We start from the raw sequence: 12,878 nt of genomic DNA on the forward strand, positions 1-12,878 counted from the left end.
AGGGTGCTAGAGGAAGATGGGGAACGGATTGAGCCGCTCGTACGGCGTCGGCTCGGCGAGCCTGCCCAGCCGCACCGGAACGTCGAACAGTCGTCCGGGCGCGTAGCGGGCCCAGAACGGCCGCAGCCCCGGCGCGAGCACCTTGACCACCGGGATCCCCACGTCGGGCCGGGTCTGGTCGAGCACGAGCAGTTCCGTGCCGGCCGCCGCCAGCGTCCGGCCCAGCGCCACCACGTCGTCGCGCACGTCCGGGCGGTGGACGAACCGGAAGTCCGCCGGGACGCGCATCCGCACGCCCGCGGCGGGCCGGAGGTACGGCTGGTTGGCGACCGTCGCGTACCGGAGCCAGCGGGCCGCGTCCGGGTCGTCGAGCTCGTGTCCGAAGTGGAGCACGTCGGGGATCATCTGGTTCAGCTCGGTGACCGCGCGGCGGAGGGCGATCCGCGGGTCGAGGTGGGCCCCGAAGCCGAAGATGACGTGCTCGTGCGGCCCGTCGGTGCGCCGCGAGAGCGCCACGACCACCGGGACGCCGAGGTCCGAGGTCACGTCGAGCGCCCACAGCTCGCGGCCGATGCCCGCGTAGCCGCCGATCATCTCCTCCAGCCACGGGTCGCCGACGGACGCGAGATCCACCCCCGGCACCGGCGTCCGGTTGTACCACCACAACGCGACGGCGTCCCGTTCGACGAGCTCCAGGGTGCCTTGCAGGATGGCGTCCTCGAGGCTGCTGCCGGCCGCCGCGCCGTTGGAGTCCGGGCGCAGGCCGCGGATCCCGCAGCCGGTGGGCGCGCCGTAGTACAGGAACCCGGTCGGCAGGAGGCGGCGCCGGCCCGCCAGCGTCCACACCGGGGTCCAGTCGATCACGGCCGAGGTGTCGAAGGGCGCGCCGACGTGCTGGAACAGTCCGTGCGCCGCGTTCCAGGCCGCGCGCTCCCGGTACTGCCGCTCGGCGAACAGCATGCAGTCGTTGGGGTGGACCGCCTCCGCGCCGAGGTCGTCGAACGAGGCCCGGATCCGCAGTTCGTCACCCTGGAAGTTGCCGGAGAAGCGCTCCCCCGCTTCGCAGAGCGCGCCGACCTCGGCGTCGAGGGGACTGACGCCCTTGCCGCCGTTCTCCCCGCGCAGCCCGGCCTGCAGCCCGACGACGCCGGTGAGGGCGCGGGCGATGTTCGTCCCCGACCGGTAGGCGTTGACGAACGGCGGCGCCGCCGGGTCGGGCCGGACCGCCTTCACGATCCCGGTGACCGGGCTGACGAGGTGCCGGTACCGCTCGAGCATCTGGGCCGGCGTCGCGGTGCGGTGCCCCCCGCCGGCCGAGGTGGCCTTCCGGGCCTCCCGCAGCTCGATCGGGCGGGCGGACCGCTGGGTCACGAGCGTGGCGTCCCCGCAGCCGGGGCACTGCGGGCGGCGGCGCAGCTCGTGCAGCTCGCCCTGCAGGCTGAGGGTGTCGAGCACCCAGACGCTCTCCTGGCCGCGGTGGCGGTAGCCGGCCAGCCACTTGCTGGCCTCCAGCGCCACCAGGTGGGCCGCCGCCGCGGTGAGCGGCGGCAGCGCGGCGGCGGGGTGGCGCGCGGGGCCGACGTGACCGAGGACCTCCTGGGCGCACGCTTCGGCGTGCCGGTGGGCCCACAGCCGGTTGGTCAGGCACAGCCAGCACGCCGACTCGTGCGGCCGCAGCACCGGCCCGATCCAGACCTGGGCGCCGAACGGGCGCGCCAGCAGCCACGGCCGTCCGGTGCGGCGGTGCTCGGCGTCGACCTCGCCCAGCCGCGGGTCGAGGTAGTCGGTGCACAGCACCACGCTCAGGTCGGGCTCGCCGGTCCCGCCGACGACGTCGAGGGCCGCGCCCGCCAGCGCCTGCTCGACGGGCCGCGTGTCGACGTCCTCGCCGACCGCGATCAGCCGGACGCTGCCGCGGGTGTCGCCGGCCGCGACCTCGCCGGCGTCGATGCCGCACGCGTCCCAGTAGGCGAGCTCCCGTTCGTCGGCCCCGGGCCCGGCCGCCTCGCGCACGGCCACCAGGCCCGCCTCGACGAGCTGGGCCACCAGCGCCGCGACCTCCTCGGGCGCCATCCCGTCCGGCCGCGCACCGAGCACGTCGGCCAGTTCCCACGTCCCGTCCAGCAGCGGCGTGAGCGATTCGATGCGGGCGCCCCGCATCGCGATGACCCCGCGTTCGGAGAACAGGTAGGCGCCGTTGCCGTTGCTGACCTCGGCGCGCAGGTGCCGTTTGAAGCCGAGCACGCGGCCGCGCGCGTGCGACGTCGACGGGTGGAAGGCGGGCTCCACGGCCGATCCGCTCATTTCAACTCCCTGCCGCCGGTGCGCACAATCCGAGAAACCGGATTCTTCTCCGGCGGCCGGACCTGCGGCCAGTGCGCGGCACACCTGCCCGGGTATGCGAAACACACGGCATTTCCCGTGAAATCCACAGCGAAGGCATGCACACCGCACTGGCCCGGCGGCCGAGCGGGTCGTCAACCTGGATCCCGAGCGCGCTAGCCGACGGGCGTGCGCGCGCGTCCGATGCGCCCCACAGTGAGGACCGAGCATGACGACCACACGCACCTACGGACAGTTCTGCGGCCTGGCGCGTGCTCTCGAAATCATCGGCGAGCGGTGGTCCATGCTCGTCATCCGCGACCTGATCCTCGGCCCGAAGCGCTTCACGGACCTGCAGCGAGGCCTGCCCCGCATCCCGGCGAGCATCCTGTCGTCCCGGCTCAACGAGCTGGAGCAGGCCGGCGTCGTCCGCCGCCGCGTCCTGCCGCAGCTCGACGCCGGCCTGGTCTACGAGCTCACCGAGTACGGCAGCGAACTGGACCACATCCTGCTGGACCTCGGGCTGTGGGGCGCGCGCTCGCTCGGCTACCCGAAGGGCGACGACGTCTTCACCACCGACGCCGCCATCCTCTCGCTCTACACGACGTTCCAGGAGGAAGCCGCGCGCGGCGTGCACGTGACGTACGTGCTGCGCCACAGCGACTCGCTGATCATCCACGCCATGATCGACGACGGAACGCTGAAGGTGAGCAGCGGCGACCACCCCTCGGCGGACATCGTCATCGAGCCGCAGGGGCCGGAGCTGATCAACCTGGTCAACGGCAACCTGACCGCGGCCGAGGCGATGGCGTCCGGCCGGGTGAAGATCGAAGGCGCGTTCGCGCACCTGGAGCTGTTCACCAAGCTGTTCCGGATCCCCCCGAAGCCGGAGCTCTCCGACGGCCTCACCCTGCACTGAGCCGCCCCGGGGTGCGGCCGGCCGACCCGGCGAATTGGGCAATCCGGAGTAACGGAGCGGGCCGCCGGGAGCTTTATCGTCGGAAAGCCGAGATTCGGTCCTTCGAGAAGGGGCACTTGCATGTCGACCTCCGAGTTCGTTCGGCCGGCCGGCTTCCTGGGGACGCTCAACGGGAAGTACCACAACCGGGCCCTCGCCGTGTTCATGGTGATCGTGCTGGCCCACTGGGCCGAGCACATCGTCCAAGCCGTGCAGATCTACGGGCTCGGGTGGCCCACCTCGCGGGCGCGGGGAGTGCTCGGGATGCCGTTCCCGTGGCTCATTTCGCAGGAATGGCTGCACTACGGCTACGCGCTCGTGATGCTGGTGTTCCTGTGGATCCTGCGGTACGGCTTCGCCGGCCGGTCGCGGCAGTGGTGGAACCTCGCGCTCGGCATCCAGTTCTGGCACCACATCGAGCACCTGCTGCTGTTCATCCAGGCGCAGTCCGGCTGGCGGCTGGCCGGGCAGAAGGTGCCCACCAGCATCATCCAGCTGCTCGTGCCGCGGGTGGAGCTGCACCTGTTCTACAACACGATCGTCACCATCCCGATGATCGTGGCGGTCGTCCTGCACCGGCGCGCCTCGGCCGCCGAGCGTGAGCTGACCGGCTGCGTCTGCGGGCAGAAGCCGCTGGCTCTCGCCGCTTCGTGAGCGGCCGGTCCGCGCGGCGGGCACTGGCCCTGCTGGCCTTCCTGGCCGGCTGGCTGGTGCTCGGCGCCACGCCGGCTTCGGCCCACGTCGAGATCGTCTCGTCGACCCCCGGGGACGGCGCCCGCCTGAGCGCGGCGCCGTCCCTGGTGTCGGTCACGCTGTCGGAGAACGTCGGCATCCAGCCCGGGTCGATCAAGGTCGTCGACCTCGCGGGCACGCAGGTCGACTCCGGGCCGGTGTTCCAGCCCGGTGACGTCGCCGAACAGCTCGCCGTGCGGCTGAAACCGAACCTGCCGGACGCGAGCTACCTCGTCGAATACGCCTTCGTCTCGGCCGACTCGCACCCGGTGCGCGGCACGTTCGCGTTCGTCGTCGGCACCGGACCGCTCGTGACATCGGCTGGCGCGGTGTCCGCGGCGACCGGCACGGACCCGGGCGTCGACTTCGTGTCGACGGTGGTCCGCTGGCTGGCCTACCTGGGCGTCGTCCTGCTCGGCGGGCTGGCGTTCGCCGTCCTGTGCCGGCCGGCGGCCCGCACCGACCGCCGCGCCCGGCGGCTGCTGCGCTGGGGCATCGGCCTCGTGGCCGTGACCACCGCGGCGGCGTTCGTGGTGCAGGGCCCGTACGCGGCCGGCCGGAACCTCGATGCGGTCTTCGACACCGGCCTGCTGGCGGACACGCTGCGCGTCGCCTACGGGAAGCTGCTGCTGCTCCGGCTGGCCGCCGTCGTCGCGCTGGCGGTGCTGCTGCCCCGGTTGCTGCGGCCCGGGCTGCCGGACCGGCTGCGGTCCCGCTACGAGAACCTGGCCATGGTGACCGGCTTCCTGGTGCTGCTGACGTTCTCGGCCACCGGCCACCCGGTCACCGACCCGATCATGTTCGTCTCGGTCTCGGCGGACCTCGTGCACTTCGGGGCGATCGCCGTCTGGGCGGGCGGGCTGGTCCAGCTGGCCCTGTGCCTATACCGCCCGGCTCCCGACGAGGACCTGGCCCCGGTCGCGGCGCGCTTCTCCGGCCTCGCGGCGGGCGCGGTGACCGCGATCGCGATCAGCGGCGCCGTGCTGGCCTTGCGGATCATGCCGTCGCTGTCCACGCTCTGGACGACCCGGTTCGGGGTGCTGGTCCTGCTCAAGATCGCCGGCTTCGCGCTGCTGCTGGCGGTGGCGAGCCGGTCGCGCCGCGCGGTGCGCCGGGGCCTGACCGGCCCGGCGGAGGGCACGACGAAGACGGTGACGGCGGACCTGCGCCGTCTGCGGCAGGCGGTGGCGGTGGAGGTGCTGCTCAGCGTCGTGGTGCTGGCGCTGGCGGCGATGCTGACGGTCACCCCACCGGGCGGCTGAGGCACGAACGGGTCGGCCGGGCTAGACCCCCGGCGACCTCGGCGGCGTGAACGGCCCCCAGCTGAACGCGGGCAGCCACGGTCCCGGCGCCGCGCTCCACTCCAGCGCCGCCAGCTGCCCCGGCGACCGCCGTCCGGCCAGCGCCCGGTACAGCTCGTGCGCGGGAGCCGTCAGCGTCGCCACCGGCCGGCCCGTGCCCACGGTCCACTCCGAGCCGCCCGTCGTGCGCAGGCGCAGGGCCGGCAGCCCGCGGCCCGCGACCGAGCCCGAGAACCCGCGGACCAGCACCTCGAAGCTCGGCGCCCAGGCCGCGTGCTCGACCGGCGGGGGCACCCCCAGCGCCGCGCGCAGGTCCAGCTCATGGGTGTACGCGTCCATCACCATGATCTCGCCGCTGCGCCCGCCCGCCTCCGCGAGCCGCCGGTCGAGGTCCTCGCCGACGTCGTCCCAGCGGTCGAGCAGCTCCGGGACCGTCGATGGCGTCGAAACCGGGACCGTGCCGCCGTGGCGCTCGAGCACCCGCTCGGCGATCCCGGTGAGGTGGCCCAGCAGGTCGGCGACGGTCCACTCCGGACACGCCGGCACCGGCCGCCGGTGCACGTCGGCGCGCGACCCCAGCAGGGCGCGGACACCGCGCCGCACCTCCGGGTAGCCCACGAAGTCCGGGGCCGGCCGACTCGCTGTCACGCGCTCCACCTCACCTGGCACGATCGGGGCTTCCGGCCCAGTATGCCCAGGTGACGGCCCTCGCGGTTCTCCCCGCGTGCCGACACCGCCGACCTCGGGAGGTAGTGATCTTGCCCACTCTGTGGTCCACCTCGGCGCAGTGGGAACTGTTGCCGCCGGTCCTGCTCGCGCTGGTGCTCAGCGTCGCCATCGGGCTCGAGCGCGAAGCCGGCATGAAGGCGGCCGGGCTGCGGACGCACAGCCTGGTCGGCGTCGGCTCGGCCGTGTTCATGCTCGTGTCGAAGTACGGCTTCGCCGACCTCCTGAGCAGCGACCACGTCTCGCTCGACCCGTCGCGGATCGCCGCGCAGATCGTGTCCGGCATCGGCTTCCTCGGCGCCGGGCTGATCTTCGTCCGCCGCGACGCCGTGCGCGGCCTGACGACGGCGGCGACGATCTGGCTCACCGCCGCGGTCGGCACGGCGTGCGGCGCCGGGCTGCCGGTGCTCGCCGCCGGCACGACGATCACGCACTTTGTGGTGACCCGCGGCTTTCCGCCGCTGCAGCGGTTCGTCGCGCGGCACCGCCGCGAGCCACCGGTCGTGCAGCTGAGCTACCTCGACGGCCACGGCGTGCTGCGCGCGGCGCTCGCCGTCTGCACCGGGCGAGGGTGGAGCGTGCAGCACGTCGACGTCGACCACGAGTCGACTTCCGAGGAGGGGCAACGGATCGCGGTCGTCACGATGCGCCTCGACGGCCGCGGCGATCTTTACGACCTGGCCGCCGAACTCGCCGAACTGCCGGGCGTCCGGAGCACGTCCACCGGCCCCGGGGAACCGCTCGACGAATGATCGCCCGCCCGGGCAGCGCGCGGGTGCGGGTTTGCGGCACACTGGGGAGCAGACGGAATTCCCCGGTACCGCAAGGAAAACGTGCGGCCGAGGAGAAACCATCCAATTCGGAGGTGAGGCATGGCCCCCGGCGGTGGCGAGGACGCGGCGCTCGCGTTGCCCGGATTCGACCTGGCGTGGCGCGGTTTTCACCGCGCGCAGGTCGCGGAGTACGTCGCGTGGGCCGACGCCGAGATGCGCAGGCTCACCGCCGAACGCGACTCCGCGCGGCAGCGCGTGGGCGCGCTCGCCGAGGACAACCGTGAACTCCGGGTGAAGATCGACCGCATCAGCCGGATCCCCATCGAGCCGGACGCGCTGCAAGAGCGCTCGCGCCGGATGATCGAGCTGACCCGCGAGGAAGCGACCGAAATCACCGCGCGGGCAACGGAAACGGCCGAACGCACCCGGCGCGAGGCCGAGCAGGAGGCGGTCCGGCTCACGGAGAAGGAACGCCGGCTGGTCGCCGAAGCCGAGGCCGAGGCGATGCGGCGGCGCACCGAGCACGAGGAGTTCCTGCGCGCGGCCGAGCAGCGGCGCCGCGAGCTCGACGAGGCCGCCGCCCACCGCCGGGCCCAGCAGGAAGAGGACCACAGCCGGGCGATGACGGTCCGCCGTGCCGCCGCGATGCGCGACCTGGCCGAGCAGGAAGCGGCCGCCCGCGCGAAGGCGGACCAGCTGGTCACGGAGGCGACCCGGCGCAACGAGGCCCTGGTGACGAGCGGGCAGCGCAAGCTCGCGGCCGCCGAAGCCGAGGCCGCGAAGGTGGTCGCCGAAGCCGCCGAGCGCAGCGAAGCGCTGGTCACGACGGCCGAGGCGAAGGCGAAAAAACTCGTCACAACGGCCGAAAACAAGGCGAAGAGGCTCGTCAGCACCGCCGAGACGAAAGCGGCGACGCAGATCACGGCGGCCGAGAACAAGGCCAAGAAGCTCGTCGCCACTGCCGAAGCCGAGTCCGAACGCTTGGTCACCGAAGCGACGCGGCACGGCAAATCCCTGGTCGAAGCCGCCGAACGCGAGGTCATCGCCCTCACCGAGGTCCGCGACAAGCTCCACGCGAGTCTCACCGGCTGCCGCTCCCTGCTCACCGACGCGGCCGTCGCCCTCGACGACCGGCCCGCGCCGTTCGATCCCGAGGCCACCCTGCCGATGTCGAAGCGAGTGCCGGTGCAGCGGCGCTCCCCGGCGGACCTCACCGACGCCGTGGGGTGATCCCTTGCCCGTCGGCCGGGCAGGCCCCATGATCGGACCGTGAGGCGAACGAAGATCACGCTGGTCGTGGCACTGACCGACTCGCGGGACGTCGTCTCTTGACCTGGACTCTCCGGCGGGTGCTCGCGCTGGTCGCGGCGGTCGTGACGCTCGCCGCGTCGACCACGCTGGCCAACCGCGTGCTGCCCGGGTGGGCGTACCCCGTCTGCGGGCTGGTCGCCGCGCTCGTCCTGGTGGCCCTCGGCCGGGCCGCCGGGTGCGGCTGGACCGATCTCGGGCTCGGCACGCTCCGCCGCCCCGCGCTGGTCGGCCTGGCCGGGGCCGGGCTGGTCGCGGTCGTGTTCGGGATCGCGCTGGCCGTACCGGCGCTGCGGACGGTCTACCAGGACGGCCGCGTCGGCGACCCGGACCTCGGGCAGCTGCTGTGGCTGACGTGCGGCCGGATCCTGTTCGGGACGGTGCTGATCGAGGAAGTCGCGTTCCGCGGGGTGCTGCCGGGCCTGTTCGGCGCGTCGGACGAGCGGTGGCGCTGGCCGCCGATCCTCTGCTCATCGGCGCTGTTCGGGCTCTGGCACGCGCTCCCGGCGCTCGCGATCGGCCGCAACGCCGCCGTGCACGCCGTGTTCGGCTCGACGCCGGTGGTGGTGCTGCAGGTGCTGGCGATGGCCGCGGCGGGCGTCGCCGGGATCTTCCTGCACTGGTGGCGCCACCGGGGTCGCGGGGTGCTCGCGTCGGTGATCGTGCACTTCGCGACGAACGCCGGCGGCCTCACGCTGGCCGTGCTGGTCCGCTAGGAACGAACCAGCCGCGCGATCGCGTCCGACGCTTCCCGGACCTTCAGGTCGGCTTCCTCGCCGCCGTTCGCGGCCGCCTGGACCACGCAGGTCGCCAGGTGCTCGTCGAGCAGCTCGAGCGAGAACGACTGCAGGGCCTTCGTCGCCGCGGAGACCTGGGTGAGGATGTCGATGCAGTACTTGTCTTGCTCGACCATGCGCTGCAGCCCGCGGATCTGCCCTTCGATCCGGCGCAGGCGCTTGAGATAGGCCTCGCGTTCAGTGCCGTAACCCGTCATCGCACACCCGTCCCTCGTCGGCGTCCCTCGCCTCCGACTATACCCTCCGGGGGTTCAGCGGAACCGGCGCAGCCGGAGGCTGTTGCTCACCACGAACACCGACGAGCACGCCATCGCCGCGCCCGCGATCATCGGGTTGAGCAGGCCGAGCGCGGCCAGCGGCAGCGCCGCGACGTTGTAGGCGAACGCCCAGAACAGGTTGCCCTTGATCGTGGCGAGGGTGCGGCGGGCCAGGCGGATGGCGTCGGCGGCGACCCGCAGGTCGCCCCGCACGAGCGTCAGGTCGCTCGCCTCGATGGCCGCGTCGGTGCCGGTGCCCATGGCCAGGCCCAGATCGGCCTGGGCGAGCGCGGCCGCGTCGTTGACGCCGTCGCCGACCATCGCGACCACGCGGCCCTCGGCCTGCAGCCGCTTGACGACGTCGACCTTCCCCTCGGGCAGCACCTCGGCGACGACTTCGCCGATCCCCGCCTCGGCGGCGATCGCCCGGGCCGCGCCCGCGTTGTCGCCGGTCAGCAGAATCGGCTTCAGGCCGAGCTCCCGCAGCTCGGCGACGGCCCGGGCGGACGTCGGCTTGATCGTGTCGGCGACGACCAGGCGCCCGCGGACCTCGCCGTCCCAGGCCACGCCGACCGTCGTCCCGTCGCCTTCGGCGCGCCCGACGCTGACGGTGCGTCCTTCGACCACGCCGGTCACGCCGACCCCCGGGGTGCTGCGGAACTCCGTCACGGCGGGAAGCGCGCCGAAGCGCTGCCTCGCCGCGTCCGCGATCGCACGGCCGATCGGGTGCTCGGACCCGGCCTCGACGGCGCCCGCCAGCCGGAGCGGCTCGCCGTCGCCCTCGACCAGGGTCATCCGGCCGGTGGTGACGGTGCCGGTCTTGTCCAGGACGACGGTGTCGACGCGGCGCGTGTTCTCGAGCACCTCGGGGCCCTTGATGAGGATGCCCAGCTGGGCCCCTCGGCCGGTGCCGACGAGCAGCGCCGTCGGCGTCGCGAGGCCCAGCGCGCACGGGCAGGCGACGATCAGCACGGCCACCGCGGCGGTGAACGCGTCTTCCGGCTGTCCGCCGGTCGCGAGCCAGACCACCAGCGTGGCCAGCGCCGCGAGCACGACCAGCGGGACGAACACCGCGGAGACCCGGTCGGCGAGCCGCTGGACCTCGGCCTTGCCGTTCTGCGCGGCTTCGACGAGCCGGGCCATCTGCGCCAGCCGGGTGTCCTCGCCGACGCGCGTGGCACGCACGAACAGCCGCCCGCCGACGTTGACGGTGGCACCGGTGACGGCGTCCCCCGGCCCGACCTCGACCGGCACCGGTTCCCCGGTGAGCATGCTGGTGTCGACCGCGGAGCCGCCTTCGGTGACCACGCCGTCGGTGGCGATCTTCTCGCCGGGCCGGGCGACGAAGACGTCGCCTTCGCGGAGGCCCTTGACCGGGATCAGGCGCTCTTCGCCGCCTCGCAGGACCGTGACGTCCTTCGCGCCGAGGTTCATGAGCGCGCGGAGGGCGGCGCCGGCCCGGCGCTTGGCGCGGGCCTCGAAGTAGCGGCCGGCCAGGATGAACGCGGTGATCGCGGCGGCCACCTCGAGGTAGAGGCTCTCGCCGGTCATCCCGTGGCGCATGCCGATCTCGCCGGCCATGCCGAAGAAGAGGGCGTACAGCGACCAGGCCACCGAAGCGACGACGCCGAGCGAGATCAGCGTGTCCATCGTGGCGGTGACGTGGCGCAGGTTGACCGCGGCGGCGCGGTGGAACGGCCACGCGCCCCAGGTCACGACGGGGGCGGCGAGGGCGAGCGAGACCCACTGCCAGTAGTCGAACTGCCAGGCCGGAACCATCGCGAGGGCGATCAAGGGGACCGTGAGCGCCGCCGAAAGGAGCAAACGCTTGCGCAGCGTGGGCGTCTCGTCGGGCTCCTGGGGCTCAGGGAGCCGCGCGGAGTACCCGGCGGCTTCGACGACGGCCCGGAGGTCGTCGATCGTCAGCTCGTTCGGGTAGCTGACCTGCGCTTTCTCGGTGGCGTAGTTGACCGTCGCGGTCACGCCGCCGACCTTGTTGAGCTTGCGCTCGACGCGGGCGGCGCAGGACGCGCACGTCATGCCGCCGATGGCGAGCTCGACGCTTTCTGCGGACGGCGCGGTGGTCATGGGGATCAGGCGACCAGGCGGTAGCCGGCCTCGGTGACGGCCGCGGCGACGGCGTCGGCGGTCAGCGGGGTGTCACTGGTCACGGTGACGCGGCCGCTCTCGACGTCGACGTCCACGCTTTGGACGCCCTCGAGCTCGGAGACCTCTTCGCGGACCGACGTGGCGCAGTGCCCGCAGGTCATGCCCTCGACGGTGTAGCTCGCCTCGGTCATCAGCAGCTCCTTTCGTTCCCCTCCTTTATACCCATCGGGGGTAGGGGTTCACTCATGGCCCCGTCAGAATCGCGCCATGCGCAAGCTCTACGCGATCGGGATCGGGGCCGGTGACCCGGAGCACCTCACGGTGCAGGCGATCGACCGCCTCAACCGCGTCGACGTGTTCTTCGTACTCGACAAGGGTGCCGAGAAGGCCGACCTGGTGCGGTTGCGCCAGGAGATCCTCGACCGGTTCGTGACGCGCCCTTACCGCATGGTGCTCGTCGCGGATCCACCCCGGGACCGTACGCCGGACGACTACCGCGCGGCGGTGGCCGACTGGCACGCGGCGCGGGCGGCGGTGTACGAGCGGCTGATTCTCTCGGAGCTGCCGGACGGCTCGACGGGCGCGTTCCTGGTGTGGGGCGACCCGTCGCTGTACGACAGCACGATCGCGCTGATCGAGGCGGTGCTGGCGCGCGGGAACGTGGAGTTCGAGTACGAGGTGATCCCGGGGATCAGCAGCATCTCGGCCCTGGTGGCCCGCCACCGGACGACGATGAACCAGATCGGCCGGTCGGTCCAGCTGACGACGGGCCGCCGGCTGGCTTCGGGCTGGCCTTCCGGCGTCGACGACGTGTTCGTCCTCCTGGACGCCCACACGACGTTCGACCGTTTCGCTTCCGAGGGCCTGCACATCTACTGGGGCGCGTACGTGGGCACGCCGGACGAAATCCTGCTTTCGGGCCCGCTCACGCCGGCGCTCGCCACCCAGATCCGCTCGGTGCGGGCCGAGGCCCGAGAACGTCACGGCTGGATCATGGACACGTACCTCCTCCGCCGCCCGGCCTAGCCGTGTCGACCCGCCAATCACGCGTGATGCCCTCTCAATCACGCGAGATGCCCGCCCAGTCACGCGAGATCCGCCTTCAATCACGCGAGATCCGGCTCTGATCACGCGAGTTCCGGCTCGAGTCACGTCGGCGCGGTGTGCGGGAAGGGTCGAGACGCGTGACTGGGGAGTCGACTCGCGTGATGGGAGGGTCGACACGCGTACCCAGGCGGTCGGGTCGCGTGCCTGGAGGGTCGGACAGAGTGGATGCGGGCATGAAAAAGGGCCCGGGCCGGGAGACTTTACGTCTCAACCGGGCCCAGGCCCTTCCTCAAAATAAGTTCGGCGGTGTCCTACTCTCCCACAACCCTTCGGTTGCAGTACCATCGGCGCTATCAGGCTTAGCTTCCGGGTTCGGAATGGGACCGGGCGTTTCCCTGACGCTAAAACCACCGAAACACTACGAAACAACACACACTGTCACCAGCGTGGTGCTTCAGAACCGTAGAGTGGATGCGTAACACCTTCGTAGACAAGTCCTCGGCCTATTAGTACCAGTCAACTCGACAACACATTACTGTGCTTCCATC

At 72.4% G+C, this 12,878-nt stretch carries 12 protein-coding genes and 1 rRNA gene; 7 read left to right on the top strand and 6 right to left on the bottom strand.

Translation table 11 applies throughout. The features are described from left to right. Positions 1-6: 6 nt before the first annotated feature. Positions 7-2,304, bottom strand: coding sequence for a TOMM precursor leader peptide-binding protein (locus tag AB0N03_RS08040; RefSeq protein WP_364367120.1), 2,298 nt, complete (start codon positions 2,302-2,304; stop codon positions 7-9). Between the two features lie 247 nt (positions 2,305-2,551). On the opposite strand from AB0N03_RS08040, the gene AB0N03_RS08045 reads away from it, so the two are divergent. The 3 genes from AB0N03_RS08045 (at position 2,552) to AB0N03_RS08055 (ending at position 5,274) form a co-directional block, all read left to right on the top strand. Beyond that, entirely contained in the window at positions 2,552-3,241 is a 690-nt protein-coding gene (locus AB0N03_RS08045; protein WP_364367122.1) for a winged helix-turn-helix transcriptional regulator, read from the top strand. A gap of 120 nt (positions 3,242-3,361) precedes the next feature. Next, entirely contained in the window at positions 3,362-3,934 is a 573-nt protein-coding gene (locus tag AB0N03_RS08050; RefSeq protein ID WP_360685754.1) for a hypothetical protein, read from the top strand. Beyond that, positions 3,931-5,274: a copper resistance protein CopC gene (locus AB0N03_RS08055; protein ID WP_364367125.1), complete on the top strand. Its 1,344-nt coding sequence runs from the start codon at positions 3,931-3,933 to the stop codon at positions 5,272-5,274. The genes AB0N03_RS08050 and AB0N03_RS08055 overlap by 4 nt, the downstream gene beginning before the upstream one ends. 21 nt (positions 5,275-5,295) lie before the next feature. On the opposite strand, the gene AB0N03_RS08060 is transcribed toward AB0N03_RS08055, so the two are convergent. Next, positions 5,296-5,961, bottom strand: a complete 666-nt coding sequence (locus tag AB0N03_RS08060; RefSeq protein WP_364367128.1) for a maleylpyruvate isomerase family mycothiol-dependent enzyme — start codon at positions 5,959-5,961, stop codon at positions 5,296-5,298. A gap of 110 nt (positions 5,962-6,071) precedes the next feature. Here AB0N03_RS08060 and AB0N03_RS08065 point away from each other — a divergent pair, with 110 nt between their 5' ends. The 3 genes from AB0N03_RS08065 to AB0N03_RS08075 all read left to right on the top strand — a co-directional run bounded on the left by AB0N03_RS08065 (position 6,072) and on the right by AB0N03_RS08075 (position 8,836). Further along, positions 6,072-6,791: an MgtC/SapB family protein gene (locus AB0N03_RS08065; protein WP_364367131.1), complete on the top strand. Its 720-nt coding sequence runs from the start codon at positions 6,072-6,074 to the stop codon at positions 6,789-6,791. Between the two features lie 120 nt (positions 6,792-6,911). Then, positions 6,912-8,042, top strand: a complete 1,131-nt coding sequence (locus AB0N03_RS08070; protein ID WP_364367134.1) for a M protein — start codon at positions 6,912-6,914, stop codon at positions 8,040-8,042. Between the two features lie 98 nt (positions 8,043-8,140). Continuing rightward, positions 8,141-8,836, top strand: a complete 696-nt coding sequence (locus AB0N03_RS08075; protein WP_364367137.1) for a CPBP family intramembrane glutamic endopeptidase — start codon at positions 8,141-8,143, stop codon at positions 8,834-8,836. Here AB0N03_RS08075 and AB0N03_RS08080 read toward each other — a convergent pair. From AB0N03_RS08080 to AB0N03_RS08090, 3 genes are read right to left on the bottom strand one after another with little or no spacing between them, the layout of a single operon-like run. After that, entirely contained in the window at positions 8,833-9,114 is a 282-nt protein-coding gene (locus AB0N03_RS08080; protein WP_257920172.1) for a metal-sensitive transcriptional regulator, read from the bottom strand. The two genes, AB0N03_RS08075 and AB0N03_RS08080, sit on opposite strands and share 4 nt — an antisense overlap. Positions 9,115-9,168: 54 nt before the next feature. Continuing rightward, a complete protein-coding gene (locus AB0N03_RS08085; protein WP_364367140.1) occupies positions 9,169-11,262 on the bottom strand; it encodes a heavy metal translocating P-type ATPase in 2,094 nt (697 codons plus the stop codon). 5 nt (positions 11,263-11,267) lie between these two features. Beyond that, positions 11,268-11,474 (bottom strand): heavy-metal-associated domain-containing protein, encoded by a 207-nt coding sequence (locus AB0N03_RS08090; RefSeq protein WP_364367143.1) that lies wholly within the window; start codon positions 11,472-11,474, stop codon positions 11,268-11,270. A gap of 76 nt (positions 11,475-11,550) precedes the next feature. Between AB0N03_RS08090 and cobF the strand changes: the two genes are divergently transcribed. Next, positions 11,551-12,309 carry a precorrin-6A synthase (deacetylating) gene (gene cobF, locus AB0N03_RS08095; RefSeq protein WP_364367146.1) on the top strand — a complete coding sequence of 253 codons (759 nt, stop codon included), beginning with the start codon at positions 11,551-11,553 and terminating at the stop codon, positions 12,307-12,309. Between the two features lie 319 nt (positions 12,310-12,628). Here the strand turns inward: cobF and rrf are convergent. Further along, a 5S ribosomal RNA gene (rrf, locus tag AB0N03_RS08100) occupies positions 12,629-12,745 on the bottom strand. Positions 12,746-12,878 lie beyond the last annotated feature (133 nt).

The organism is Amycolatopsis sp. NPDC051061, assembly GCF_040682935.1.
In the GTDB taxonomy this organism is placed as follows: Bacteria; Actinomycetota; Actinomycetes; order Mycobacteriales; family Pseudonocardiaceae; genus Amycolatopsis.

Bases quoted from the DNA above. Each gene is read 5' to 3' on its own strand.
- AB0N03_RS08040 (WP_364367120.1), bottom strand. From the start codon at position 2,304: ATGAGCGGATCGGCCGTGGAGCCCGCCTTCCACCCGTCGACGTCGCAC.
- AB0N03_RS08080 (WP_257920172.1), bottom strand. From the start codon at position 9,114: ATGACGGGTTACGGCACTGAACGCGAGGCCTATCTCAAGCGCCTGCGC.
- AB0N03_RS08070 (WP_364367134.1), top strand. From the start codon at position 6,912: ATGGCCCCCGGCGGTGGCGAGGACGCGGCGCTCGCGTTGCCCGGATTC.
- AB0N03_RS08050 (WP_360685754.1), top strand. From the start codon at position 3,362: ATGTCGACCTCCGAGTTCGTTCGGCCGGCCGGCTTCCTGGGGACGCTC.
- cobF (WP_364367146.1), top strand. From the start codon at position 11,551: ATGCGCAAGCTCTACGCGATCGGGATCGGGGCCGGTGACCCGGAGCAC.
- AB0N03_RS08090 (WP_364367143.1), bottom strand. From the start codon at position 11,474: ATGACCGAGGCGAGCTACACCGTCGAGGGCATGACCTGCGGGCACTGC.
- AB0N03_RS08085 (WP_364367140.1), bottom strand. From the start codon at position 11,262: ATGACCACCGCGCCGTCCGCAGAAAGCGTCGAGCTCGCCATCGGCGGC.
- AB0N03_RS08045 (WP_364367122.1), top strand. From the start codon at position 2,552: ATGACGACCACACGCACCTACGGACAGTTCTGCGGCCTGGCGCGTGCT.